This is a genomic window from Yersinia mollaretii ATCC 43969, assembly GCF_013282725.1.
GTDB classification, from domain to species: Bacteria; Pseudomonadota; Gammaproteobacteria; order Enterobacterales; family Enterobacteriaceae; genus Yersinia; species Yersinia mollaretii.
Map to the genome: position 1 here is coordinate 535,508 of NZ_CP054043.1, position 26,894 is coordinate 562,401.

Below are 26,894 nucleotides of genomic sequence, written 5' to 3' on the forward strand. Positions count from 1 at the left end.
AGTTAAACCTTTAGCTGTATGCCGCTACCGCAGCTCTCATACCGCTGCCAATGATGGATTGCAGTTGTTCTGTCACCTGATCGGCCAATTGCGGTACGGCCGTCAAATCCTGCCCCCAATGGGTCGCATCAGACAGCACGCTGTTAACCAATTCAGCCAGTGTAATGTCGTTGTGATTGACGCCACTCCACAGGGTAGAAAAGCGCTCCAACCAGTGAGCATCATCCTGCAATGGGTAAGTTTGCCCCTCACGTTCGCCACGATAAAAGGCGATCAGGGCAGCCAGAGCAAAGGTCAGGCGTGGCGGTAATTTGCCTTGCTGCTGCTGATACGTCAGCAACTGCGGCAAGATACGGGTGCGGAATTTTGTCATTCCATTCAAAGCGATAGAGAGAAGTTGGTGCTGAATGAACGGGTTGCGGAAACGGCTCAAGACCGCCTGAGAGAATGACAACAACTCCTCTTCCGGCAAGTCCAGTACTGGCACAATCTCTTCGGTAATGGTTTTTTCTACAAAACGGCTGATCTGGGCGTCGTCCATCGTCTGACCGACAGTGTCTAGCCCAGATAGGTAAGCCACCGGAACCAGCGCAGTGTGTGCGCCATTCAAGATAGCCACTTTGCGCTCTTTGTAGGGTTTGATGTCATCAACAATGCGCACGTTCAGATCTAATTGATCCAGACGAAGCTCTTGCGCCAACGCTTTTGGCCCTTGGATAACAAATAGATAGAAGTATTCTGCGGTGTCGAGGAAGCTATCCTGATAACCCAGTTCAGTTTGCAGCGCCGCCACTTCATCACGTGGATAGCCGGTGACGATGCGGTCAACTAAGGTGGAGCAGAAGGTGTTGTTTTCAGTCAGCCACTGAGTAAATTCAACAGGCAGTTGCCAGTGGCTGGCGTAGCGCAGTACCAATTCACGCAGAGCTTCACCATTGTAATCAATCAGTTCGCAAGGCAGCAGTACCCAACCTTTATCTGCGGCACCGGCAAAATGTTCAAACCGTTCGAACAGCAGACGGGTCAATTTGGCCGGGAAAGAGCTAGGTGGCGCGTCACTGAATTGATCGGCTTCGTTCCAAGCAATCCCGGCTTCTGTGGTGTTAGAGAACATAAAGCGGATATTGGCATCGCGGGCCAGCGCCAGATATTCATCGAATTGACGGTAGATATTGATTTCGCGGTTAACCGAGCGGATCAGGCGGGATTCACGCACCGCTTCGCCCTGCTCATTCAAACCCCGGATCACCGCCGTATACAGGCCATCCTGTGTGCTGAGTGAGGGCGGAAAATCAGTATCGATAGGGCGGATCACCACGATCCCAGCATTAAGATCGGTATGCTCATTCAGTAAATCAATCTGCCAATCGACAAAAGCACGCAGGAAGTTACCTTCGCCGAACTGAATAATTTTGTCTGGGTGGCTACGGCCGGGAAAGTCACGACGGTTCAGGGTTTGCATCAGGGTTCACCTCATAACGCATGCAGCTTTGGACCGTGCATCACTGACAGTCCGTGCTTTTCAGCCAAGCGTTAAATAAACAATAAGTTAAAGTTATGCGGGGCTGACATGCAGCCCCGTGATGGGTTGCCCGCTATTCAGCGCGGGCGCTTATAGCTCAATGGCAAAATATTGTTTCGCGTTATCGAAACAGATGTTTTTCACCATGGAACCCAGCAGCTCAATATCCGCAGGTGCTTCGCCGTCTTCAACCCAGCGGCCAATCATCTGGCACAAAATGCGGCGGAAGTATTCATGGCGGGTATATGACAAGAAGCTACGGCTATCTGTCAGCATGCCAACAAAACGGCTTAGCAAGCCCAACTGTGCCAGTTGGGTCATTTGGCGCTGCATCCCATCTTTCTGGTCGTTGAACCACCAGCCGGAACCAAACTGCATTTTCCCTGCCGCGCCTTCGCCTTGGAAGTTGCCGACCATGGTGCCGATCACTTCGTTATCACGTGGATTCAGACAGTAAAGGATGGTTTTTGGCAGTGCATTACGCAGACCCTGTGCATCCAACAGGCGGGATAGCGGCTGCGCCAGCGGTTGGTCATTGATGGAGTCAAAACCGATATCCGGCCCCACCAGATTAAACATGCGGCTGTTATTGTTACGCAGCGCACCAATGTGATACTGCTGCACCCATTCGCGGCGATGATATTCGCCAGACAGGAATACCAGTACGGCGGTTTTAAACTGTGCAATTTCTTCAGTGCTCGGCTGATTGCCCGCCAGACGACGCGCTAAAATCGCATCCAATGTGGCTTCGTCTGCTTCACCGTAAACCACCACGTCCAACGCATGGTCAGAAACTTTACAGCCGTGGGCGGCAAAGTGGTCCATACGTTTGTTCAGTGCAGTACAGAGATCGGCAAAGCGGCTGATGGAAGTATCGGCGGCCGCTTCCAGACGCTGCATGTAGTCGTTAAAACTCGGTGCTTCAATGTTGAAGGCTTTGTCCGGACGCCAGCTTGGCAGCACTTTAATGTTAAAGCTGCCATCAGCGGCGATGGCTTTGTGGTGGCGCAGGTCGTCAATAGGGTCATCAGTGGTGCCGACCATTTTGACATTCATCTGCTGCATGATGCCACGGGCAGAGAAGCTCTCCTGAGCCAGTAATTCATTACCACGCTGCCAGATCTCTTCTGACGTTTTCGGTGACAATAATTTACCTGTAATACCAAATGGACGACGCAATTCCAGATGTGTCCAGTGATAGAGCGGGTTACCGATGGTATGAGGAACCGTTGCCGCCCAAGCTTCGAACTTCTCGCGGTCACTGGCATCACCGGTACACAGACGTTCTGCAACACCATTGGTCCGCATCGCACGCCACTTATAGTGGTCACCTTTCAACCAGATGTCATACAGATTCTTAAAGCGGTAGTTTTCTGCAATCTGCTCTGGGGGTAAATGGCAGTGATAATCATAAATCGGCTGATCTTTTGCATAGTCATGATACAGACGACGGGCGAATTCGGTGTCGAGCAAAAAGTCTTCGGTCAAAAACTGCGACATATTAGGTTCCTCACTTGAGTACATCTTCGAGCACTGCTTCCTGTTATCGCGAAGTTATCACACCAATTCCATCTATCGTCCAGCATTTTTTTATCGATAGTGATCGCAAAAAGCTAACAAAAAGAACAAATACTCAACATTTATAGTCTATTTAGTCCCTTGCGGCACTAAGTCTGTCGGGTTCTATTATTCCCTAATTGAAAAGTGGTTTTTGTGATATCACTCAACTTTTAAATCTGTATGACAAGTTATTGTTGCGTCGTCCTCAGTCATCTCATCCGCAATGTTCAATCAAAGGCGCTGATTTGACCTAAATGGGAATAGACAAGCAAGAATGAGAGCAGTTACAGCACAGCGGCTCTCAATAGGAAGGGATACCCAAAGTAGTTGAAGCGACCAATCACATTCGAGCCTCAACTCAATAAAGAAAGCATGACCCAAAGTAATGGGGTTGCAGGTCGGCTGCAAACACCACTGCAACACCAATTAAGTAAGGTCAGGTACCTCCGCATGCACAGCAATGTCGGGTTGGACCAAATTGCGCCATGAAATGCGGCTACAGCTGCAATTCATAGCAGTAATCTTAGACTGGGAGAACGTTATAAATGGTGCGTAAAATTAAAGGCTTACGCTGGTACATGATCGCTTTGGTCACCGTCGGCACAATATTGGGTTACCTAACACGTAACGCGATTGCTGTTGCCGCACCGACGTTGCAAGAGCAGTTACATATCACAACACAGCAATACTCTTACATCATCGCCGCTTATTCTGCTGCTTACACCTTAATGCAACCGGTCGCCGGTTATGTTCTGGATGTGATGGGCACCAAAGTGGGCTATGCCATGTTTGCCATTATGTGGGCCATCTTCTGTATGAGCACCGCGTTGGCCAGCAGCTGGGGGGGGTTAGCGATCGCCCGTGGTGCGGTAGGTATGGCAGAGGCTGCTATGATCCCTGCGGGCCTGAAGGCCAGTAGTGAATGGTTCCCGGCAAAAGAGCGTTCTATTGCTGTAGGCTACTTCAACGTCGGCTCCTCAATCGGCGGCATGATTGCTCCCCCATTAGTGGTGTGGGCTATCGTGATGCATAGCTGGCAGATGGCCTTTATCATCACCGGTGTGCTCAGCCTGATTTGGGCGATTGCCTGGTTGATTCTCTACAAACACCCGAAAGATCAGAAGAAACTGACTGATGAAGAGCGCGAATACATCCTCAGTGGTCAGGAAGCACAGCACTCCACCGCTAACGCTAAAAAGATGTCTGCATTGCAGATTATCCGTAACCGTCAGTTCTGGGGGATTGCGATCCCACGTTTCTTGGCAGAACCGGCTTGGGGGACATTCAACGCGTGGATCCCACTGTTCATGTTCAAAGCCTATGGCTTTAACCTGAAAGAGATCGCCATGTTTGCTTGGATGCCAATGCTGTTTGCCGATTTGGGCTGCATTTTGGGTGGCTACCTGCCACCACTGTTCCAGAAGCATTTCAAAGTTAACCTGATTGTGTCCCGTAAGTTAGTGGTCACAATGGGTGGCCTGTTGATGATTGCACCGGGGACTATCGGTCTGTTCACTAGCCCTTATGCTGCGATCGCACTGCTGTGTGTGGGGGGCTTTGCTCACCAATCACTGTCTGGCGCACTGATTACACTCTCGTCTGACGTCTTTGGTCGAAACGAAGTGGCAACCGCTAACGGCTTGACCGGTATGGCCGCTTGGACAGCCAGTACCATGTTTGCTCTAGTAGTGGGCGCGTTGGCTGACACCATGGGCTTCAGCCCACTGTTTGCCGCCTTGGCCGTGTTTGACGTGTTAGCGGTAGTGGTTATCTGGACCGTGCTGCAAAACCGTCCGGCAGCCGAACCCGCTATCGACCCCGTTCAGCAATCTCCGGCCGGACAGAACTGATCTGATTCGCGATAGTTAAGTTCTCGCCTCAATAAAATGCCCGGTTATTATTTGCCGGGCTTTTTATTACCCATCAGCCCCAATAGCCCGCGCATTTTCCATCACAACTGTGATAGCAATGACTAGAACCCCGTAGGGATAAGTGGTATAACAAGTCCAATTATCTCTCCCTTGAGATACCATTCCTTCCAGACAAAATGAGCCGCAAAATTGCGGCCTCAGTTGATCCAAGAGCCTTAATCATGGAATTCACAGAAACCAGACGGTTGTACCAGCAGTTAGCCGCAGAGTTAAAGCAGCGAATCGAAGCGGGTGTTTATCCGGTAGGTGATAAATTGCCCGCAGAACGCTACATTTCCGAAGAGATGAATGTCAGCCGAACCGTGGTCCGTGAAGCGATTATCATGCTGGAAGTGGAAGGTTACGTCGAAGTGCGCAAAGGCTCCGGCATCCATGTGATGTCGAATAAGCAAAAACACTTGGTGATGCCCAATCAGGGGATTGAGTTCGCCACTGCTGGCCCTTTTGAGCTGTTACAGGCGCGCCAACTGATCGAAAGTAATATTGCTGAATTCGCCGCCACGCAGGTGACACGGCAAGATATCGTGCAATTGATCGAGATCCAGAAACATGCGCGGCAGGAAGATCGTTTCCGTGACTCGCAGTGGGATCTCAAATTCCATGTGCAGGTGGCGTTGGCGACCCAAAATACCGCCATGGCAACAATTGTCGAAAAAATGTGGAGCCAGCGGGTGCATAATCCCTACTGGATAAAGCTGCATGAACATATCGACGATAAATCGATTGAGAGCTGGTGCGAAGATCACGACAGGATACTTGAAGCTTTGATGCGCAAAGATCCCTACGCCAGCAAACTCGCCATGTGGCAACATCTGGAAAATACCAAACAGATGCTGTTCCGCGCGACGACCGATGATTTCGAATTTAATGTGGACCGCTATTTATTCACAGAAAATCCCGTGGTTCACCTCGATATCCCCAAAGAAATGGGTGTGGCAGGCATTGGCGTGGTCAATGGTGAACGGCGCTAACACCCAAAGCGAAGCAAATAAAATCGAGAGAAGAGAAACTCTCACTCTTGTTTCTCTTCTCGGCATAAATAGGCCGCTTTAGGGTCAGTAAATGTCGAGTTCTGTCAGCAAACGTCATCGTTACGCTTATTTTTAAACCATTGATTAATAAACGCCCAGTTAGCATCTATATTTCCCTGTTTCATATCCCGCTATTTTGCTAAAGTGGCAGCACTTTTTTATTCGGGTGCTTTGGGAGCGAAACGCAAATATATGCGCTGGTTGTTTGCTCTATTTATTGCAGTGTCTGGCTGGGCCGGTTCGGTCTCCGGTGGCATGCCCTCGCACACGAATTCCAGCCCATCAGGCATGGCGTTATCCGCGCTGAGTGCTGCTTATTCTGACGACTCTCTTGTTAGCGTGACGCCCTTATGCGTCAGTGCATTGCCATCCTCCCTGAGCCTGCAAAATAGTGTCATACACCCGCAATTGCGTCTGGTGGGTGTGCCCGCCAAGAAAACGGCTATAAAAAATCGACTGGGGGCCGCCAAATTTACCGGCTCGACCAATCCTTCACTGGCCAATAACAGTTGGGCTGGCACAAAACTCGCCATGATAGGCGGCAGCCGTGCAGATGAAATCTATAAACAACCACGGCAATCACTGCCGCTGGTGAATTATTCCAACTGGATATTCCATGTATCGACACAGCGAAATCGTGTGGGTGGCTGGAAAGAGAGTAATATTCAATATAGCGGGATGCTTACCTACCACCATGATGATGTGATGGCTTTTTCGTTGTCATAGCCTCAGAGTTGTCGCAACGAGAAGTACATTCACCTCTAGGCAGTACATTGACCTCTTGATATCAGCGAATGAGTTTGTTTTGAATACCTTTATCAAACCATCGCTTAAACACGAAAATTATCGGATATCTTCGCAACTCGTGTTTATAAACTAACGGATATACCCAAAGTAATTGCAGTTGCAGGTAAGCAGCAAACAAACACCCCCGCAGCTTTAAGTACGAAGGATATATAACAATGACGTTTTAGGAATACCAGATGGATATCATTAAAGAACTCTTACATGCTTTATGGGCACAGGACTATGAGACGCTGGCTAACCCGTCTCTGGTGTGGGCCATCTATATCCTGCTGTTTGTGATACTTTTTCTGGAAAATGGTTTGCTTCCGGCAGCATTTTTACCGGGCGATAGTCTGCTGATTCTGGTCGGCGTACTGATTTCAAAAGGTGCCATGAGCTTCCCAGTTACTCTGGTGGTATTGACTACGGCGGCCAGCCTTGGCTGTTGGGTCAGCTATATTCAGGGTCGATGGCTGGGGAATACCAAAGTGGTACAGGGCTGGCTCTCTCATCTCCCGGCCCATTATCATCAGCGCGCCCATAATTTGTTCCACCGCCACGGGTTATCCGCCCTGCTGGTGGGCCGTTTTCTGGCCTTCGTGCGCACCTTGTTGCCCACAATTGCCGGTCTTTCTGGCCTGAGTAATGCCCGTTTTCAATTCTTCAACTGGATGAGTGGCTTGCTGTGGGTATTGATTCTGACCACTATGGGCTTTGCTTTCGGTAAAACACCCGTATTCCTTAAATACGAAGATGAAGTGATGTTTTTCCTGATGTTGCTGCCACTGGCACTGTTGGTGATTGGCTTGTTTGGTTCTTTATATGTGCTTTGGCGCAAGAAGAATGCCGCCCCAATTGACGATAGCAATGACAAAGGTAAGTCAGAGTGATCAAGCTCAGGGGCCGTTTTGGCCGCCCAGTTTGGCATTATCTTATTCTGCCCGTGACCGCCTTGTTGCTGGCGGCACTGCTGTTTACGCCCATTATTATGCGCACCGAGAGTGCGTTAAAAATCCGGCCGAATCAGCAGGGGTTGTCGTTGCCCGATGGGTTTTATCTGTACCAGCATCTCGACCAGAGGGGCATCCGCATCAAAAGTATTATCCCAGAGAAGGACAGTCTGGTGGTGAATCTGGAATCCCCTGAGCAGCAGAAAGAAGCCATTGAGGTGTTACAGGATATCTTGCCAAGTGGCTATGTCATCGTCTCGAGTGAATCAAAAAAACGTCATCGATTATTGCCCGCATTCAGAAATAACATACAAAATGTAGGGTAATTCATACGGCGGGGGTAATATCTCCGCCGTTCCCTCCACTTTATTCCCCCTTTATTCTGCTGATATCTGATTAATCTATAAAAAAACCTGTAGTAAACTTGGGTATCACATCATTCAGCGCTATGCTTAGTCATTCACGGCAACCTGTTTCGACTTTGAATCTTGCTGTAAAAGGAAGCAATACTATGTTGTTACGTACGACGTTATTACGTCATTCTCTCCTGTTGGTTTTACCTATCATCGTGTTTTCGAGTACCGCTCAGGCAGCGGTTGACAATGAATGCGATATAAAAGCCAAAGAAATCCAACAACAGATAGATTATGCCAAACAGCATGGCAATACTCGCCGCGCAACAGGGCTTGAAACCGCATTAAAAGAAGTTAAAAATAATTGCACTGCGGAAAGTCTGAAGGCTGATCGGCAGAAAAAAATTCAGCAAAAGCAGCACAAAGTCACTGAGCGTCAGCAAGAGTTAAAAGAGGCTCAGCAGAAAGGTGATGCTAGCAAAATTGCCAAGCAGCAGAAGAAGTTAACAGAAGCACAAGCTGAGTTAAAACAAGCTAAGGAACAGAAATAGCAACTTCGTTTTTCAAGATGAAAACAGCGAACTATCCGGGGTTATTTTAGGATTATTAACCTGTTAACCTCCGGAGAAATTCGTTACGTTTGGTATTCCCCTCAGTTATGTTAAGGAGCTATTACATGCCACAAGATAAAACCTCTGAACATTTACGCGCTGAACTTAAGTCACTGGCAGATACATTAGAAGAAGTGCTGCAATCTTCGACCGATAAGCCGAAAGCTGAGTTAGACAAACTGCGGGCCAAAGCAGAAAGCGCGTTGAAAGATACTCGCGAGCGTCTGAGCGAAACGGGCGATAGAATTGCTGCCCAAACCAAAGAAATTGCTGATAAAGCGGACACTTATGTCCACGATAATCCTTGGACTGGCGTAGGTATCGGTGCCGCAGTTGGCGTGGTGTTAGGCGTTCTGTTGTCTCGCCGCTAATGATGGCAGAACAACCTCAAACTCAGGGCCCCGGTAAAGGGGTCCTCAATACTGTTCATCGGATTGCCACCATTGTGGTTGGCATGGTTGAAACCCGTGTACGACTGGCAGCCATTGAGCTGGAAGAAGAGAAGGCAACACTGATTCAGTTGCTGATGATGGCGGGGATCACCCTGCTGTTTACTGCTTTCGGATTGATGAGTTTGTTGGTATTGGTCATATGGGCTATTGACCCTGCCTATCGTTTAATGGCGCTGGGAACCACCACAACAGTGCTGTTAGTTCTGGCGATCATCGGTGTTATCTGGACACTCACCAAGGCGCGCCGCTCCACCCTGCTCGGTTCTACCCGTAAGCAACTGGAAACGGATCGCGAATTATTGGAGAAAGAGCGTTGAGCCGCCGTCAATTAGCAGAGGAAAAGGCCGCATTGTTACGTGAGATCCAGCAGCAACGCTTGGATCTCGCCAACTGCGCTGCGCATTGGATTGAAGTCACCGCCCCTTACGATCGTGGTTGGGCGCAGATCGTTGGTATGCGAAAATATTTGATGGTTGGCTCCAGTTTATTGGCCCTGTACGGTGTTCGTCACCCCAGCAAGTTAATCCGTTGGTCGCGCAGAGCCGTCAGTGCATGGGGCACCATCCAATTGTTTCGCCGAACTTTTTTATTACGCTGAATCGTCACCCCGCACCCGCGTGGGGCGTTTTCAGCGTCTCTCACCGACCGCTTCAATTTTTTTGATAAAAACCAACAGATTTTCTTGCTAACAACTTCTCAACTTCTCCACTAACATTCTCTCATCAACTCAGGGAACTTGCGGGATAACACCAGCAGGTGACCACACACAAAACATCATTTGTTAACCATTAACGCCCGCAGACGCTAGGCATTAATACAAACCACTTTTTGGAGAAGTCGTCGATGAACAAATTACAAGATACTGGCCTGTTGGTAGCACGCATTCTGATGCCAATTCTGTTTATTGTGGCCGGTTACGGCAAAATGGGGGATGCCTATGCGGGAACCCAACAATACATGCAAGCGATGGGCGTCCCCGGCTTCTTCCTGCCACTGACGATTTTGTTGGAGTTTGGTGGCGGTCTGGCAATCCTGTTTGGTTTCCTGACCCGTACCACTGCGCTGTTCATTGCTGGTTTCACCATTCTGACCGCTTTGATCTTCCACACGAACTTTGCGGAAGGCGTTAACCAACTGATGTTTATGAAAAATTTGACTATCGCGGGCGGTTTCATCGTTCTGGCGGTCGCAGGCCCAGGTGGTTTCAGTATCGACCGCCTGCTGGGCAAAAAGTGGTAAGCAGCACAGTGATCATGAGCAGACTCTTTTAATTAACCACGCCCTGTCATTCGATAGGGCGTAGTTTTAGTCGCCGTTTAACCCCGCCCTAAAAGCTTAGGGATCTCCCGCAAACACCACGACTTAGCCTCCCCCATACTATCGCGCCGCCACGCCATAATAATATCCGCCTCACGGCTATATTCTGGCCCGACAACCCGCAAACGGCCGGCTTCGATATCTTTTTCGACCATTTCATATGGCATGGTCGCCACCCCCAAACCCGCCAATAACGCCCGCCGTTTGTCCTCGATGGTACTGACAGTCAGCCGTTGCTGTTTATCCAGCAATTGCACCGTCAACACTGGCCGTTCACGGGCAGTATCGGCAACAGCAACGCCACGGTATTTCACCCGCGTCAGCTCTGAAAGCGGCTCAGGTTCCAGATGAATGGGGTGATCTGGGCTGGCAACATAGACGCTAGTCACTTTGTACAATTTGCGGCTGTTAATCTCCGAAGAGGCGCGAAAATGCATATCAGGGGCGATCACGATATCGGCTCGCCCCTGCTCTAAACGCTCCCATGCGCCAGCCAATACTTCAGTAAAAATAGAGACTTGGGTATTGGCTTTGAGCGCCAGTTTATCCACCAGCGGGAACAGTTTCCACGCGGGAGAGAGCGCCTCGCTGACGATAGTAATGTGGGTTTCCCAACCGCGAGCCAATGCCTCGGCATCGGTGGTCAGCTTATCTGCGGCTTCCAGCAGCACCCGTCCGCGATCCAGCAGCATACGCCCAACATTGGTAAACTTAGTGCGATGCCCAGAGCGGTCAAACAGCACCACATCCAGCTCTTCCTCAAGCTTTTGCATGGTGTAGCTCAGCGCAGAAGGAACCCGCCCCAACTCATCGGCCGCCGCTGCAAAACTACCACGACGATCAATGGCATCCATCACTCTCAATGCTTCTAACGTTAGAGCCCGATCTTTGGCCATCATTTTCTCAATCAGGAAATTTGAACATAGCGACCAGATTAACTGGCTAACAATCCGGCGTCCAGACGCTTACCATGTCTTTATCGATTAATACCTTCAATATATACCCAAAATTTATTGGTGTGTTACCGCCAAGCAGCCAACACACCTGCAACTTGAAAGATGACCTCAGCTATATACCCTATAGATTTCAAGGTGCAGGAAGGCGGCAAAACGAAAGAATCCCGATGAGCTGACTCAAGTCAGTGATTCGGGTTATTGAGTGCAGCCAACACACCTGCAACTTGAAAGATGACGGGTATAGGAGCGATCATTGTCATGATTACATGCAGAACAGCAAAACAGTGCGGGCAAGCTGACTTTGGTTGGCTTCAGGCCCGCTATACTTTCTCATTCGGCCACTACTTTGATCCAAAATTATTAGGCTATGCTTCGCTGCGCGTCCTGAATCAGGAAGTGCTGGCCCCCGGAGCGGCATTCCAGCCACGCACCTACCCACGGGTGGATATCCTGAACCTCATTTTACAAGGTGAGGCGGAGTATCGGGATAGTCTGGGCAACCATATTCGCGGCAAGAGTGGCGACGTGCTGCTGTTCTCCACCCAGCCCGGCGTGAGTTATAGCGAGCACAATCTGAGCGCGGATCAGCCCTTAACCCGCATTCAGTTGTGGCTAAACGCCTGCCCAGAGCAGGAGAGTCATGCCGCTCAGCACCTGTCATTATGCACTCAGCCACTGCGGCTGCTGGCGTCTCCCGACGGCGAACAAGACAGTCTGAAGCTGCGCCAGCAAGTGTGGATTCATCACCTGGACTTAGCCGCAGGTGAGCAATATACGATTAATTTGCACGGCCCCAGAGCCTATCTGCAATCCATTCATGGAACAGTGGCCGTGGAAGGCCCACAAGTCAGCGAAGCTCAGCGCCTCACCTGCGGCGATGGCGCTTTTGTACAAGAAGAGCAGCATTTAGTGATTAAAGCAGAAACGCCACTGCGGGCGCTGCTGATTGATTTGCCCGAGTGAGGTGGCTGGCACCTGAATAAGCTTAAATGCCACCCTAAAGTGGCACTTAAGTGGCTTTAACGCGTTAGGCTTTCAGTGACGCCATATCAATGACGAAGCGGTATTTCACATCACTTTTCAGCATGCGCTCGTAGGCGTCATTGATATCCTGAATGTTGACCATCTCGATATCTGAGGCAATACCGTGTTTGGCGCAGAAATCCAGCATCTCCTGTGTTTCCTTAATGCCGCCAATACAGGAACCCGCCACCGAACGCCGCGCCAGAATCAATGGCATGGTGTTCAACATCGGGCTGAGATCCCCCAAGAAACCAACCAGCACCAGTGTGCCATCCACACTCAGTGTTGGCATGTAAGGGTTGAGATCATGCACGTAAGGCACAGTATCAATAATCAGATCGAACTGCCCTTTCACGGCCGCCATCTGCGCATCTTCCGTCGATAATACAATGTGATGGGCGCCCAGACGGCGGGCATCCGCCTCTTTGCTTGCTGAACGGGTAAAGAGTGTCACTTCAGCCCCCAGCGCATTCGCCAACTTCAATGCCATATGGCCTAAGCCCCCCAAACCGACCACCGCCACTTTACTGCCCTTCCCCACTTTCCAATGGCGCAGCGGTGACCACGTGGTGATACCCGCGCACAGCAGGGGCGCGGCAGCCTTCAGATCCAAACCGTCGGGCATTTTCAGCACAAAATCTTGTGAAGCGACAATGGCTTGAGAATAACCGCCGAAGGTTGGCGTATGGTCATGGCGGTCAACACCATTGTATGTTTGCACATTGCCAACTTCGCAATACTGCTCCAAGCCCTGCTGACAGGGCTGACACACTCGACAAGAGTCCACCATGCAGCCAATACCCGCAAAATCGCCCACTTTGAATTTGGTGACCTCTTTGCCGACCGCCGTCACTCGCCCCACCACTTCATGACCGGGCACCAGCGGATAGGTACTGAACCCCCAATCGTTGCGCGCCTGATGCAGGTCAGAATGGCAAACGCCGCAATAAAGCACCTCCATCACGACATCATCAGGGCGAGGATCGCGGCGAGTAAATTCTAATGGTGCCAAAGGAACCTGTGCTGACTTGGCAGCATAACCGAGTACTTTCATTGTCATTGGGTATCTCCGGTATTATGAGTAAAGTTATTTTAAGTGCGATAAGCCACCGGACTTAATATGGACACCCTAACTGTAGACGCTGCCAGAAATTTCATCGTGATTCCTTCGCCAAGGTTGGGTACCGAGTTGATTCATTTGATGAATATCAATTACTGGAAATATTGTAATTTTCTTTTTCATCGTTATAATTTAGCCGGCTAAATAAATTAATGTGAGCGATATGGACTATAAAGCAAGAGAGCTGCCAACCCGCGAGACGCTGGCCCGCGTGCAGAATCAGGAAAATCTCGACACCGATGTTTCAGGTGTCGATTTAGTTTTGAATCTGATCACTACCGCCGATTTAATTCGCTCGAGCATTTACGCCCAACTTGCTGACAAATATGATATTTCTGAAGGGAAATTCATTCTGCTGATGTCACTTTATGGCGAAGGCGAAACCGCTGCCAGCGAGTTGGCATTGCGCATTGGTGTCGCGCCAGCAACCGTCTCCGTCATGGTCAAACGTATGCTCTCCGTCCCAGAACCCTTGATCACCATGACCCGAACCCATGCCGATGGGCGCTCTCGCTTAATTGCATTAAGCCCTGCGGGCTACCGCGTCATTAAAGAGGCGCTACCGGGTCACATCAACGCTATTCGCTCCTTTGCCGAAGTACTCGATGACCAAGAGCGCGAATCCCTGATTTCAATGCTGCGAAAACTGCTGCGAAAGAACACCTAAGACACGGGTTTATCACGATAAATCCTCTTTTTAACTATAAACTTAGTCGGCTAAATAAATTGAACCAAGAACAAAAAAACGCCTTAAAACCCATCAAGAAGATAGCGGTGACGTTCTTGGTGCTGCTGCTTGTCGGATCGAGCCTCATCTATTTTGGCTCAAGAAATGACGCGGTCTCCGTGGCCCAAAGTCTGAAGTCTGGCGTACTGACCGCCGATAATATCAATGTCGCATTTGAAAATGTGGGCGGGAAACTCATCACCCGCCATGTGCAAGAGTCTCAAAGGGTCCAAAAAGGTGACATCCTCATGGCGCTGGATGAGGTGGATACTAATATCTCCATCGAGCGCCTAAAAGCGGTTATCCGTTCTCAGGAGGCGTCGATTCGTCTGGAAGAGTCTGCGACCCGAATTGCGAGCGATGAAACCAAATTAACCGAACTCTCTTCTTGGCGAAAAATTGAGGAAATTCAGGCCACCCTCAGTGCAGCCCGCGCCAGTGAAGAGCTTGCCCGCACTGACTTCAACCGGGCGGCTAAGTTGAGTCACACTGGCAGTGTTTCGCAATCGATGCTGGATAATGCCAGAAGCACCTTAACTCAGACGCATTCGGCTGTCGTGCAAGCAGAGCGCCAGCTTGCATCGGCCATGATTGGCACCACCCCCGAGCAGATGAAGCGCCTCGCGGAAAAAGCGAGTGCTCAGGGCATGACACTGCAAGCCATCGCCAACTCGCGCGAGTCGATAAAAAACCGCGAAAATGTGCTGGATCAGTTGCGTGCGCAGTTAGCCCAATCTCAAGCCGAGCTTAAACAACTTGAGGTCAACCACAGCCGCCTGACACTAACTGCCCCCGCCGACGGTAAGATCTTAAAACTCTTGTATGAGCCGGGCGAAATCGTACCGACGGGCGCGCCAGCGGTTCTTTTAGAGACTGACCACCGCTACGTTGATATTTACGTCAATGAAAATATGGTTAGCGCTTACCAACCGGGCACCGCCGTGACCGCCCAAGTGCCAGCACTTGATACTCAGGTTAAAGGGGTGGTGCGCTTTGCCAATGCTGCCCCCTCTTTTTCTGATTTGCGTATGACCCGAGAGCGTGGTCAGGCGGATTTGACCTCCTACCAAGTCCGAATCTATACAGAAGTAAAACCGCAATTGATCACCGGAATGACACTCGAGGTGGATGATGCACAACATCGTTAAGTCCATGTTCGATGAGATTGCAGCCATGATGTCAGGGCATGTGATGCCCTACCACAAGGTCGCCATTGTCGTGGCGGCAGTCATCGCCTTATTGTTTTCGCTGATCTTTTCTCACTCGACAGTCTTTGAAGGCAGGATTGCGGTGATTGACCTCGATGCCTCCCACTATTCAACCGAGTTAATTCAGAAGATCAATACGTCACCCTATATTGAGATCACTCAGGTTTTAAACTCCCCGGTTAATCCCGAAATATTGACCTCACACGACCGCAATATTGGCGTGCTCTATATCCCAAAAGGGCTTGAAAAGAGTCTGAAAACAGGTGATAGCACAGTGCGTTTGGGCTACTTTGCTGACTACAGCAACTCAGCGCAAAATGCCGAAGTGCTGCAAAATCTTCATGAATATATCCCCGAGCTGGGAGCTGAGATTGGTGCCGCGCGTATATCTTCGTTAGGACTTGGCGAGGCGCAGCTAGAAGCGGCGTTAAGTCCAATGTTGCTGAAAAGTCGCAATCTTTTTAACCCGACCAGCTCCGCGACTAACTCGACCAGCATCGCTTTTGTCTACTTTTTCTCCTCACTCTTTTATGGTCTGGCGACACTGATGGTCATCGGAAGGTTGAAAGTCACCGGGGCTTGGGGCAATGCCATTTTTAACCGAGGCCCGCTGGCACTGATGTGCCGCATGGTTCCCTATGCCCTCTTTTACACCACCGGCATTACCCTCGTGAGCGCCTTATTAGTTGTTTTTGGTCAACTACGATTTGAGGGCAACTATTTTGCCTATGTGCCGACGATCTTCATGACCGGGCTAGCTTTTGGCTGGCTGGCGTTGATTTTGTCTTGGAAGACTCAAAATCCGGGGGAAGGTGCTAGTCTCATGACTTTCCTAGTGCCGCCGGGCTTTATTATGGGCGGAGCCACCATGGCGGTGGGTTTTATGCCCCTATGGGCCTACTACATGAGCTACGCCTTCCCACTGGTTTGGCAATATCGATTTTATCGCGATTTCGCCATGCGAGGGCAGACTCTTGCCGAGATGCTCCCAACCTATGGTGCTTACTTGATCTTTTTGACGGTCATCGCTTTTGTGCTGGTGCTACTCTACTACCGCACGAAAAAACAGGTTGAAGCCGTTAACTGACCGTGTTCAGGTTGAGCAAATACACAGATATTTTAATGATGTCATCTCTAGGTTCTGTCCATGCGCCACCAACGACGGCTTAATGTGACAGAGCCTATGATGCTTCATTCATACCATTAGAAAGTATTTACTGTCACTGATGCTCCTCATTTAATGACAATTCCATAATAAACAATCCGTAAGAAATATGAAAATATAATGGTATTGATTCTATTTTTACTAGGAAATAATAGTTTTTTATACGTAACTATTTACTTATCATTGAGGATAAATAAAAAAACACGTAGCCTATTTCGTTTTATTCCATGGCGTGTTTTTTGAATTTATTAAAACCCATCGACAATACCAAGATTGGATGCCTATATTTATACGAAGGTGTTAATTATTAATATCCTTCCCCCTATGTATCCCCCTACTGTCATTAACCATGTTAATAACTTAAATTAGCCGAAACATCATTTTATTAGCCTTGTAAATAGCAAAATTATAATCCTTGGCACTGCTTCAGTGTGACGTATTTTGATAATAGCAGGCCGACTTACTCAGCTAAGGAACTACCCGATGAAAGAAATTTCACAATCCTCTCCTGTATGCAGTTATAACGAATGGGATCCATTAGAAGAGGTTATCGTAGGGAGCATTGAGGGGGTTTCTATCCCAGCGCTAACTCACGAGATGAAAGCTTTTATTAGAAAGGAATATTGGGATTTTTATCAAAAAAATGCGGGGAAACCCTACCCTTCAGAGATGGTGCAAAAAGCAGCTACTGCTCTGGATAACCTTCAACACGTTTTAGAAAATGAAGGTATAACGGTCCGCCGTCCAGGTCCAATAGACTTTGGCTCAATGGTTGCAAAAACACCGTATTTCGCCGCATCTGGATTTTGTAATGCAGATGTTCGCGATGTTCTTCTTGTCGTAGGTGATCAAATTATTGAAGCGCCGATGTCGCAGCGTTGCCGCTATTTTGAATATCTTCGCTATCGTCCATTAATTATGGAATATTGGAAGAAAGGTGCGAAATGGACTGCTGCCCCTAAATCGGGGATGCCTGACGCACTTTACGATTGGGATTACCCTGAAGATGATATGTCTTGGTTTCGCGGTGAATCCGGGGTTCCTGCTACTGTTGGCCCGCTAGTTGGTCGTTTTATTACAACCGAAGCAGAACCTTGTTTTGATGCCGCAGACTTCACGCGTTTTGGCCGGGATATACTCGCACAACGTAGCCAAGTGACGAATGAACTCGGGATCCAATGGGTGGAACGTCACCTAGCGCCTGAATATCGTATTCATCGGGTAAAATTTCACGATCCCGGTCCGGTGCACATGGATGCCACTTGGGTACCGATTGGTGAGGGGAAAGTTCTTTCCTGTCCCGACCGTCCCTGCCTATCCCCAGATATCCTTGATATGTTCAAACGAGGCGGTTGGGAAATTTTTTATCCACCTAGAGGAGTAGCTAAAGCAGAATTTCATATGTCGAGTAGTTGGCTTTCTATGAATATTTTGATGCTTGACTCCCAGAGAGTGATTGTTGAGGCATCTGAACAGCCAACTATCGATTTTTTCCGGAGTATTGGTATTCAGCCTATCCCAGTAGATTTTAAAGATCACTATGTTTTTGGTGGTGGTATCCATTGTGCGACCAGTGATATACGCCGAAAAGGCCCATTGAAATCATATTTTTAGCCTTTAATTGTGCCGATGAGCACCAATCGTTAGGTCACAACTGTATGAAGATATTAATAATCAAGGATTAAGTCTAGCGATGAGTAATTCCTCCAACACACAAAGCCAATCAGTTAGTGGTGTCTATTCACTGTCATCGGCCGGTTATTTAGAAATAGATAAAGTTGGCCCAAAAGCAAAATCACTTGGGATACTTAGATTAAATGGAATTAAGGTTACGAATGGATTTGTTATTACTGCAGATGAATATTTATCATTTATAAAGTCAACTCATTTGGATGAGATGGCAATATTGGCCACAATGCAAGGAAAGGTCAGTGTAGCAAGCTTGCTTGAGATTAAAAATACAATAATGGAGGGTGATATACACGATGACTTATTGGATGAAATCGTAGAGCATGCTCGCTCTTTGGATGGGAAAAATGGATTTATCGTCAGATCCAGTGCCGTATCTGAAGATGGTGAAAGAGAATCTTCGGCAGGTTTGTACGACAGTTATGTATGTGCAACTTTAGAAGATTTACCCATGAAAATAAAATCATGTTGGGCTTCAATATTTAATGAAAATGCAGTTTATTATTTAAACAATAGAATGCCTAATACCATTCAACGTATGTCCGTCATTGTTCAGGAACTCATAATACCTGATGTTTCTGGTGTTATTTTTTCTGCCGATCCTGTATCTGGTAATAAAGATAAAATTATTATCGAAGTGGTTAAAGGTTCTTGCGAGAATCTGGTTTCAGGCAGTGACACACCAGATAGATATGTTATTGATAAAAGAGAACATAACATTTTAGAAAGATATTTAACGCAACCTGGTATCGCGCAGATTAGTGTTAATATTTTGAAAAACCTTGCTAATTTAGCATCCCAAATTGAAAAAATAATGGTTATTGATAGCTTGGATTTAGAATGGGGAGTACACGAAGGTGTGATCTATATTTTCCAGTCCAGACCAATAACGACCTTAGCAATGAAAAGTTCGATGATGGCAGTCACGAATGAAAAGATATATCACCCATGGTGGTCAGATTGTGAACCTTGCTGGAGAACTGATGCGCGAAACTGGGCAATAAATAATAGGAATGACATTGCCTGGAATGGCATATGTAACTTTTTTTTGTATGTCGAAAAGGGAATGACCCACGCTTATCTTTCAGATGCAGACGTGAAAAAACAAATCATGGAAGGAAAATTCTTTTTTGATGAGGGTAATATTCTTATTCAAGAGTCAATACTTGAAAACTTGTTAGCCTCATTTTCTAACTTTAAAGAACAAACTGCGAAATTAAAGTTTGAACAAATGAGTCGTATTGAACTATCTGATTTTTTCTATACAGCTATGGATTTGTACGGTGTACTAACGAGTCATTATCGTTCCACTGGGAATGAGTTTACTGCCTTGTTTGGAGAGGATATCAATTACTATCTTAATAGTCAGGAGATTGAACAACTGGATAAATGGCTTTCTCATGAGGCACTGGTTGACGAATCTCGTGATTTTCGAGCGCTATGTAATGAAGAATCCATGGTCAATGCAAAGAGTATAAGGAATCATCTTGAGAATTATCCATGGCTGGTGATAAATCATTATACTTATAATGATGCCTGTGATTCTTTATTAGACCGGATTGAAAAAAACACTCACCTTACTCAGTTAACGCATCCCATAGCAGTTCATACTCCGCCAGACTGTATTGATAAGTTGCCAGCTAATCATTTCAAAACATATAGGTTAATTAAAAAATTTAGAAATGAGATAAAGCAGTGTTGGGCAAGCTTTGATTATATTTTGATTCCATTCTTTATGAAAGTAAGTGAGTTAACAGAAGAAGATATCAAGGATATTAATCAGTACTATCTTATGAGTGAAATAACAAGTCTAATTAATGATAAGAAGAAGTTGTCGTTGCAAGAAAAAAATAGCAGACATGAAAAAATGATCTTTATTTTTTCAGATGGTGCCAGTCGCATAGAATGCGGTGACTTAGCATCCGATGAATACAATAAATTATATACCAATAAATCAACAGAATTGAACGGAAGTGTCGCTTGTCGAGGTGAGAAAAATACAATACAGGGTGAGGCTGTCGTTTTACGTTGTAATGATGCCCTGAGTCTTAAAGAAGCACGACAGGCGGTGATGACACCAGGGAAAATAATTATAACGTCTATGACACAATTTAACGCCTTGGACGTTATTGTCAAATCAGTTGGTATTGTAACCGATGAGGGGGGAGTATTAAGTCATGCGGCTATTATTGCAAGAGAATATGGCATTCCTTGCATTGTCGGCACAGGGTCATCAACTCAAAGAATAAAAACTGGAGATCAAGTAATTATGAATCTTGATAGTGGTGACGTGAGTATTGTGGATTGATTTTCATCATTGAAAACAATGAATCTAAGTCTATTTTTCCGCGAGAATTACCATATAAGTATTTAAGTCAACAGATAATGTGATGTTGATTATGGATAATTAAACGAAAATGATACTGTTGCCATTGATTATTTTTAATAAAAATTTTATTTAGGGAGACGTTAATGAGTCGCGATTTTTTTATATCTCTATGCTCAGCAATATTCGTTTTAGCACTGACAACGACTGAGCTTCAAGCAGTCAATGTGATCGTCGCGTATCAGACTGAAGCTGAACCCGCAAAGGTTGCCCAGGCGGAAAACAGCTTTAGCAAAATGTCGGGGGCTACAGTGGATTGGCGTAAGTTCGATAGTGGCTCGGCTGTGCTACGTGCACTTGCCTCCGGCGATGTACAAATTGGTAATCTTGGCTCCAGTCCATTAGCTGTTGGTGCCAGTCAAAAACTGCCCATTGAAGTGTTTCTTATTGCCTCGCAGTTAGGTGCATCCGAAGCGTTGGTGGTGAGAAAATCAATCAATACTCCCCAAGATCTCATCGGTAAACGAATTGCTGTGCCGTTCATTTCTACCCCGCATTACAGTTTATTGTCTGCCCTCCAACATTGGGGGATTGAGCAACAAGATGTTCAGATCCTGAACATGCAACCCGCTGCGATTTCAGCAGCATGGCAGCGAGGAGATATTGATGGAGCTTATGTCTGGGCCCCAGTGGTCAATGAACTCGCCAAGACCGGAAAAATCTTGACTGACTCAGAACAAGTTGGACTTTGGGGCGCGCCAACGCTGGATGTCTGGGTTGTACGTAAGGATTTTGCAGAGAGTCATCCCGACGTGGTAACCGCTTTTGTTAGGAGTACATTAGCAGCACAGAAAGCCTATTTAGCGGCCCCTGAAGCATGGCTGGAGGATAAACTCAATATCAGCATACTGGCGCGACTGAGTGGAGCAAGCGAAGCCCAAGTGCCAGGGTTGGTCAAAGGGAGTCGCTACCTCCCATTGGCAGAGCAGATTATACAGTTAGGTAAACCGGTCGAAAAAAACATCCAAGATACAGCTAAGTTCCTGCAAAAAGAGGGAAAGATATCTCAGGTTGAGAGCGATTATAGCGCCTTTGTCACCAACCGCTTTGTGCTACAGGCTCAGGTTACGCCGAAGTAATTAAGGACGCAGCATGCTGAATGTTAACCATATTAGTGCGAAGTACAATGGGCTGAAAGTTCTGGATGACGTGTCGTTGCAAATTAGTCATGGAGAACTGCTCGTCGTACTAGGGCCGTCTGGCTGTGGGAAAACGACACTACTGAACTTGATTGCTGGTTTTATTACCCCTTCTGCGGGGGATATTACTCTCGATGGCGTCCGGATCAAATCACCAGGAGCTGAACGGTGCGTCGTTTTCCAGTCTGAAGGTTTGCTACCCTGGCGTAATGTTTTAAATAATGTGGGATTTGGGCTGCAACTTGCAGGGATAAATAAAACACAACGCGACACGATTTCACGGAAAATATTAAAACAGGTGGGTTTGGCAGATTTCGAAAACTATTTTATATGGCAACTTTCCGGAGGTATGCGTCAGCGTGTCGGTATTGCTCGCGCCTTGGCTGCAAATCCGCGAATGTTATTACTGGATGAACCGTTCGGCGCACTTGATGCATTCACCCGCGAACAGATGCAAGAGTTACTATTAAAAATTTGGCGCGATACAGGTAAACAGATATTACTCATTACCCATGATATTGAAGAAGCTATTTTTCTGGCCAGCAAACTTCTATTACTTTCCCCAGGGCCGGGGCAAGTAGTGGAAAGTTTGTCGCTTGATTTTGGCCGCCGTTACGCGAGTGGCGAAGCCTGCCGCACCATAAAGTCTGATCCAGAATTTATTAGCAAACGTGAATATGTTCTCAGCAAATTTTTTGAGCAACGTGAAGGGTTATTATGAAACGGAATTGTAGTCTGAAAAATAGAGCCGCTGGGAAAGGGGAGCGAACAAAATACGGGTGTATTTCGCTTAATCTATTGATCAGCAGTGCTACGTTGTTGGCGGTTTTGATTATTTGGTGGGCAGCAACAGTGCAAGAGCTAATAAATCCTCTGTTTCTGCCTTCACCGCAGCAAGTGCTAAATCAGCTGATGGTTATTGCCAGTCCGCAAGGCTTTATGAATGCAACGTTATGGCAACATTTGTCCGCCAGCTTAGGGCGTATTTTGGTCGCATTATTTGCCGCTGTGAGCATAGGAATTCCTGTAGGGATTGCTATGGGTATCAACAGCCGTTTGCGGGCCGTACTGGATCCGTTGATTGAAATCTATCGTCCTATTCCCCCGCTGGCATATTTGCCATTGATGGTGATTTGGTTTGGTATTGGAGAAACTTCAAAAATTCTATTGATTTACTTGGCTATTTTTGCACCGGTTACACTTGCAACAGTGGTAGGTGTCCGCAGTATTGAGCAAGTAAAAGTCCGTGCTGCTCAAGCTCTAGGGGCAACGCGGTGGCAAGTGTTGCGCTTTGTGGTGCTCCCCAATGCGCTACCCGCAATTCTCACGGGGATTCGTATTGGCTTGGGAGTCGGCTGGTCGACACTGGTTGCAGCAGAGCTGATCGCCGCGACCAGAGGTTTGGGTTTCATGGTCCAATCGGCTAGTGAGTTCCTTGCTACAGATGTAGTCATTGCAGGTATCATCGTGATTGCTTTGGTCGCCGCAGGATTAGAGCTAGGGCTGCGCGCATTGCAACGAAAAATAACGCCATGGTATGAGCAAGTAGGATAATGATTTTTTTAGTGGGCTAGAACCCGACAAATAAAGACTAAGTATTAAATCCGTGCATGTACACGGATTTAATATCAAATTTATATTACTTATTAGCGGCTTCGATTAGTTTTTTATAGCTATCGATAAGTTCGGAACCATGTATTGGTGAGTCATGACCACCGACAACTGTCTTTATATCGAGATTTAAATTTTTAAGTTTCTGTAAGGTCTTAGGGTACTCCTTTATATTAGCAGAGGCCAAATTACCTAATTTCTCTTTAATTATGCAATTTCCATATAAGGTTTTTTCCTTCGGAAAATAAACAAATATTCCGTCAGGAGTATGAGATTCACCTGTGTAGATAGCTTTTATCTCGCCATTTTGTAGTTCAAAGTTATTATCAAAAGTCTTTGTCGGCAAAACAAGGGGAATATCAGGGAAGCCATCGTACCCTTTACGGGTAGTCTCAAGAATATCTTGCCAATGTTTTTCCATTAAATTATACGTCATTTTGGTAGAAATCAATTCAGCACCAATACTTTTCCAATATAAATTACCACCGGCCCTGTCCGTATGATAATTGGTATTGATAACTTCAGCGATGGGTTTTTTACTTATTTTTTTGATTTGCGCATCTAATTCTTTAGCTGTATCCGGTGTCCAGGTGGCACCAATAACGGTAATATAGTCTTTACCAATGTAAACCATGGAGTTTTCTCTGTAATAATAGTCGTCCTCGACAACATAAAGATTATCACTTAATTTTACCAATGCTATTTTAGATGCATAAGCACCTTGAGTTACAGTGAATAAAACAAAAAATTGTAATATTGTTTTTAACATGAAAATTTATCCTGGTGAGCTTAATTTTAAGGTTTTTATTATATCTGCATCATGCTCTCATCATTTCATCAAAAATCACTTTGTTTATATTTCGTTTAAAATTTAAATTTTTATTGTAGGGCCATTAACTATTTAATGTAGGGCGTTTCTTTATTTTAGGTGGAATATGGTTATTCTTGATGCTTAGGCTTGATATCGACCTAGGATAGATCAATATTTTTGCCTAAGTATCGCCAGTTTAACTCTGTGCTATTTAGATAAATTTGTATGACATATAATCAGAGATCAAAAACTCGCATGGCATTTTTCCAATAAATTTTATCCCTATCCTCATTTGAGATTGGAGTTGAATCCATAAATACCACGGCTTCCATTGCCGACTCATGTGGATAGTCTGCAGCAAATAAAATTGAATCCGCGCCAAGTTCAGTCAGGCAGAGCTGCAAAGCAGCATCAGAATACATGCCACTGGTGGTAATAACAAAATGTAATCGAAAGTATTCGCTAGGTAATTTTCTCATTTTACGAACAGCACCAATGCTGACCTGAAGTTTATAGCGATTATCAATGCGCTGTAGCCAGAACGGTAAACCTTCACCTAAATGCCCTAATATAATTTTAAGCTTGGGTAATTTATCAAATATCCCACTCATTATTAGGCGCAATGCATGTAACCCGGTTTCTGCGGCGAAACCCCATCCAGCAAAATAAAGTCCATAGTCAAGATACGGGGCTATCATACTGGGAGAAGGCTCTCTCGGATGAAGATAAATCGGTAATCCCAGTGATTCACAACTTTCTAATATTGGTAAGTACTTTTCTGCATCTAGATATTCCCCCATTGTGTGAGAATTAATTATGACACCTTTCAAACCTAAACGTTTACAACGTGCTAATTCTATTACTGCCGCGTTAGGGTCCTGAGGGGCAATGGCCGCTAACCCAGCAAACCGGGTTGGAAAAGCCTTAATTGCATCGCTTAATATATCATTCGCATGGTGTGCCAGCATTGTGCCCAGAGTGGGTTCAAAAATTTGGACTCCTGGTGAGCATAGAGAGAGTATTTGCATATCAATTCCAGCAGAATTCATATCAGCAATTCTTTCCGTACCCATATTCAATAATCTATCTTGTACTTCTTTCGTGCTTGGCGTCGCTTTTAGGTAGGTTTTCCCCATCATACGAAAGCCTGGCTCAACATTATCTCTGCTTAAGTAATTGTCCCATTCAGTGACAATATCTGAAGTAATAAATGCTTCCTCTACCGCTATTATTTTGTTTTTCATGTAATTAGCTTAATTTTATAGATATGGATAAATATTGGGTTTAGACCCAATATCCTGCACTAATCTCTGTACTAAAACCGGGGCCAAATGCCAGCATAAATCCTTGTTGGCCAGGTAATGGTCGTCCATTTTCAAAAAACCTATTCAGTACATCAAATACAGCAGCACTTGAAAGGTTGCCGTTTTCTGATAAAGACTCTCTGCTATTTATTATGCTTTTCTCTTCAAGGGAAAAACCGTTAGCCAGTTCATCTAAAATTCGTTTCCCACCAGTATGAAAGACGTGAAAATCCATTTCATTTGCTTCTTTCTGATATGTTGATTTTAAAAATTGTGTTACCTCAGGGAGGACTAGCTTAATTGACGACATCACTTTTTTATTCAGCCTGAAGTAAAACCCAGCGTCTTTTATGTCATAATAAATATAATCTTCCGTGTTCCTCAACATAAATGAATGTGTTGCTGTAATAGCGAATCCTTTCCCTCCTTTCCCTCGAACAACACTGGCAGTTGCCGCATCCCCAAAAAGAGACGCGGAAATTAGAGAGGATAGCAAGGCATCTTCTGCATGAAATAATAAAGAGCACAGCTCGACATTAACAATGAGTACATTATTTCCAGAGTGTGCATTGCAGTGATCTACCGCAAGATTGACCGCAGCAGTTCCAGCTGAACAGCCTAGTTGAGAAATGGGTACCTGCCGTGTTTTGGCAGAAAGACCGAGATCGTTAATCAACATAGTCGTTAATGATGGCATCAAAAAGCCTGTGCATGATGTGGCAATAACCATATCGATCTCATTTATTTCCAGCTCAGCGTTTTTAATGGCTTGTACAGCTGCTTTTTTCGCAAGTTGGCGTGCAAATTTAAGATATAAAGAGTTTCTTTGTTCTAAACCCAAATCAGAAATAATCTCCTTAAGTGGCCGTATAAAATTTCTTTTTAAGACTTGATTATTACTTATCATCTTAATGGCTTTTGGCAACGCGTTGGCATTAGGAAAGTGAACTTTAATAAATTCAATTATTTCAGCTTGAGTGACACTGTATTCTGGCAGAATGATGGCTGGTTTACATATTGTAGGAACGGAAATATTGTTCAACGAATAACCTTACTTATTGATTAATTAAATTGAGTTCATAGCATTTAATTGAACAGACTGTGATTATAATACCTTTATTTTCAATCGGTTTTTATGGGAGTAGTGTGGCGCTAATTAACACTAAATACTTAGTGAAAATTTAAGTTCTAATTATTTTAAAACACTGCCCACAGTATCATAGGCAGCATAATAGATGAAAT

The 26,894-nt window shown here is 46.1% G+C and carries 26 protein-coding genes; 19 read left to right on the forward strand and 7 right to left on the reverse strand.

Annotated features, from left to right (window positions below):
* Nucleotides 1–10 precede the first annotated feature (10 nt).
* On the reverse strand, nt 11–1,462 hold the full coding sequence (locus HRD69_RS02340) for a tagaturonate reductase (RefSeq protein ID WP_172984592.1): 1,452 nt from the start codon (nt 1,460–1,462) through the stop codon (nt 11–13).
* Nucleotides 1,463–1,612: 150 nt separating this feature from the next.
* Entirely contained in the window at nt 1,613–3,022 is a 1,410-nt protein-coding gene (uxaC, locus tag HRD69_RS02345; protein WP_004877904.1) for a glucuronate isomerase, read from the reverse strand.
* 605 nt (nt 3,023–3,627) lie between these two features.
* Here uxaC and HRD69_RS02350 point away from each other — a divergent pair.
* The 10 genes from HRD69_RS02350 (at nt 3,628) to HRD69_RS02395 (ending at nt 10,435) form a co-directional block, all read left to right on the forward strand.
* A complete protein-coding gene (locus HRD69_RS02350) occupies nt 3,628–4,932 on the forward strand; it encodes an MFS transporter (protein WP_004877898.1) in 1,305 nt (434 codons plus the stop codon).
* Nucleotides 4,933–5,174: 242 nt separating this feature from the next.
* Complete coding sequence (gene exuR / locus HRD69_RS02355) at nt 5,175–5,984, forward strand: transcriptional regulator ExuR (protein ID WP_050413233.1); 810 nt, start codon at nt 5,175–5,177, stop codon at nt 5,982–5,984.
* Between the two features lie 252 nt (nt 5,985–6,236).
* Nucleotides 6,237–6,770, forward strand: coding sequence for a hypothetical protein (locus HRD69_RS02360; RefSeq protein ID WP_032815564.1), 534 nt, complete (start codon nt 6,237–6,239; stop codon nt 6,768–6,770).
* A gap of 257 nt (nt 6,771–7,027) precedes the next feature.
* Nucleotides 7,028–7,720, forward strand: a complete 693-nt coding sequence (locus HRD69_RS02365; protein WP_004877892.1) for a DedA family protein — start codon at nt 7,028–7,030, stop codon at nt 7,718–7,720.
* Nucleotides 7,717–8,106, forward strand: a complete 390-nt coding sequence (mzrA, locus tag HRD69_RS02370) for an EnvZ/OmpR regulon moderator MzrA (RefSeq protein WP_032815563.1) — start codon at nt 7,717–7,719, stop codon at nt 8,104–8,106. Before HRD69_RS02365 ends, mzrA begins: the two co-directional genes overlap by 4 nt.
* Before the next feature lie 185 nt (nt 8,107–8,291).
* Nucleotides 8,292–8,684: a DUF1090 domain-containing protein gene (locus tag HRD69_RS02375; protein WP_032815562.1), complete on the forward strand. Its 393-nt coding sequence runs from the start codon at nt 8,292–8,294 to the stop codon at nt 8,682–8,684.
* Nucleotides 8,685–8,809: 125 nt separating this feature from the next.
* The gene (locus tag HRD69_RS02380) at nt 8,810–9,115 is read left to right on the forward strand and encodes an ElaB/YgaM/YqjD family protein (RefSeq protein ID WP_004714885.1); all 306 of its coding nucleotides are present in this window, start codon (nt 8,810–8,812) and stop codon (nt 9,113–9,115) included.
* Nucleotides 9,116–9,117: 2 nt separating this feature from the next.
* On the forward strand, nt 9,118–9,513 hold the full coding sequence (locus HRD69_RS02385) for a phage holin family protein (RefSeq protein ID WP_032815567.1): 396 nt from the start codon (nt 9,118–9,120) through the stop codon (nt 9,511–9,513).
* Nucleotides 9,510–9,794 carry a YqjK-like family protein gene (locus HRD69_RS02390; RefSeq protein ID WP_032815561.1) on the forward strand — a complete coding sequence of 95 codons (285 nt, stop codon included), beginning with the start codon at nt 9,510–9,512 and terminating at the stop codon, nt 9,792–9,794. The genes HRD69_RS02385 and HRD69_RS02390 overlap by 4 nt, the downstream gene beginning before the upstream one ends.
* A gap of 245 nt (nt 9,795–10,039) precedes the next feature.
* Nucleotides 10,040–10,435, forward strand: coding sequence for a DoxX family protein (locus tag HRD69_RS02395; protein ID WP_004877884.1), 396 nt, complete (start codon nt 10,040–10,042; stop codon nt 10,433–10,435).
* 77 nt (nt 10,436–10,512) lie between these two features.
* On the opposite strand, the gene HRD69_RS02400 is transcribed toward HRD69_RS02395, so the two are convergent.
* Nucleotides 10,513–11,409: a LysR family transcriptional regulator gene (locus HRD69_RS02400; RefSeq protein WP_004877882.1), complete on the reverse strand. Its 897-nt coding sequence runs from the start codon at nt 11,407–11,409 to the stop codon at nt 10,513–10,515.
* Nucleotides 11,410–11,727: 318 nt separating this feature from the next.
* On the opposite strand from HRD69_RS02400, the gene HRD69_RS02405 reads away from it, so the two are divergent.
* Entirely contained in the window at nt 11,728–12,432 is a 705-nt protein-coding gene (locus HRD69_RS02405) for a pirin family protein (RefSeq protein ID WP_004874176.1), read from the forward strand.
* A 64-nt stretch (nt 12,433–12,496) separates the two neighbouring features.
* Here HRD69_RS02405 and HRD69_RS02410 read toward each other — a convergent pair whose 3' ends face one another.
* A complete protein-coding gene (locus HRD69_RS02410; protein WP_032813444.1) occupies nt 12,497–13,552 on the reverse strand; it encodes an NAD(P)-dependent alcohol dehydrogenase in 1,056 nt (351 codons plus the stop codon).
* 223 nt (nt 13,553–13,775) lie between these two features.
* On the opposite strand from HRD69_RS02410, the gene HRD69_RS02415 reads away from it, so the two are divergent.
* The 8 genes from HRD69_RS02415 to tauC all read left to right on the forward strand — a co-directional run bounded on the left by HRD69_RS02415 (nt 13,776) and on the right by tauC (nt 23,480).
* Nucleotides 13,776–14,279, forward strand: coding sequence for a MarR family winged helix-turn-helix transcriptional regulator (locus HRD69_RS02415; protein ID WP_032813442.1), 504 nt, complete (start codon nt 13,776–13,778; stop codon nt 14,277–14,279).
* Nucleotides 14,280–14,398: 119 nt separating this feature from the next.
* On the forward strand, nt 14,399–15,487 hold the full coding sequence (locus tag HRD69_RS02420) for an HlyD family secretion protein (protein ID WP_425273784.1): 1,089 nt from the start codon (nt 14,399–14,401) through the stop codon (nt 15,485–15,487).
* Nucleotides 15,471–16,634, forward strand: a complete 1,164-nt coding sequence (locus tag HRD69_RS02425; RefSeq protein ID WP_032813475.1) for an ABC transporter permease — start codon at nt 15,471–15,473, stop codon at nt 16,632–16,634. The genes HRD69_RS02420 and HRD69_RS02425 overlap by 17 nt, the downstream gene beginning before the upstream one ends.
* Nucleotides 16,635–17,195: 561 nt before the next feature.
* Nucleotides 17,196–18,326, forward strand: a complete 1,131-nt coding sequence (locus HRD69_RS02430) for a hypothetical protein (protein ID WP_004874171.1) — start codon at nt 17,196–17,198, stop codon at nt 18,324–18,326.
* Between the two features lie 79 nt (nt 18,327–18,405).
* Nucleotides 18,406–20,709, forward strand: a complete 2,304-nt coding sequence (locus tag HRD69_RS02435; protein ID WP_004874170.1) for a PEP/pyruvate-binding domain-containing protein — start codon at nt 18,406–18,408, stop codon at nt 20,707–20,709.
* A 164-nt stretch (nt 20,710–20,873) separates the two neighbouring features.
* The gene (tauA, locus tag HRD69_RS02440; protein WP_032813440.1) at nt 20,874–21,866 is read left to right on the forward strand and encodes a taurine ABC transporter substrate-binding protein; all 993 of its coding nucleotides are present in this window, start codon (nt 20,874–20,876) and stop codon (nt 21,864–21,866) included.
* Between the two features lie 13 nt (nt 21,867–21,879).
* Nucleotides 21,880–22,647 carry a taurine ABC transporter ATP-binding subunit gene (gene tauB, locus HRD69_RS02445; protein WP_004874168.1) on the forward strand — a complete coding sequence of 256 codons (768 nt, stop codon included), beginning with the start codon at nt 21,880–21,882 and terminating at the stop codon, nt 22,645–22,647.
* Nucleotides 22,644–23,480, forward strand: a complete 837-nt coding sequence (gene tauC, locus HRD69_RS02450) for a taurine ABC transporter permease TauC (protein WP_032813439.1) — start codon at nt 22,644–22,646, stop codon at nt 23,478–23,480. Before tauB ends, tauC begins: the two co-directional genes overlap by 4 nt.
* An 85-nt stretch (nt 23,481–23,565) precedes the next feature.
* Here tauC and HRD69_RS02455 read toward each other — a convergent pair whose 3' ends face one another.
* The 3 genes from HRD69_RS02455 to HRD69_RS02465 all read right to left on the reverse strand — a co-directional run bounded on the left by HRD69_RS02455 (nt 23,566) and on the right by HRD69_RS02465 (nt 26,694).
* On the reverse strand, nt 23,566–24,306 hold the full coding sequence (locus HRD69_RS02455) for a subclass B2 metallo-beta-lactamase YEM-1 (protein WP_004874166.1): 741 nt from the start codon (nt 24,304–24,306) through the stop codon (nt 23,566–23,568).
* Nucleotides 24,307–24,584: 278 nt separating this feature from the next.
* Nucleotides 24,585–25,592: an amidohydrolase family protein gene (locus HRD69_RS02460; protein WP_004874165.1), complete on the reverse strand. Its 1,008-nt coding sequence runs from the start codon at nt 25,590–25,592 to the stop codon at nt 24,585–24,587.
* Between the two features lie 40 nt (nt 25,593–25,632).
* A complete protein-coding gene (locus HRD69_RS02465; protein WP_004874164.1) occupies nt 25,633–26,694 on the reverse strand; it encodes a type III polyketide synthase in 1,062 nt (353 codons plus the stop codon).
* Nucleotides 26,695–26,894: the final 200 nt, after the last annotated feature.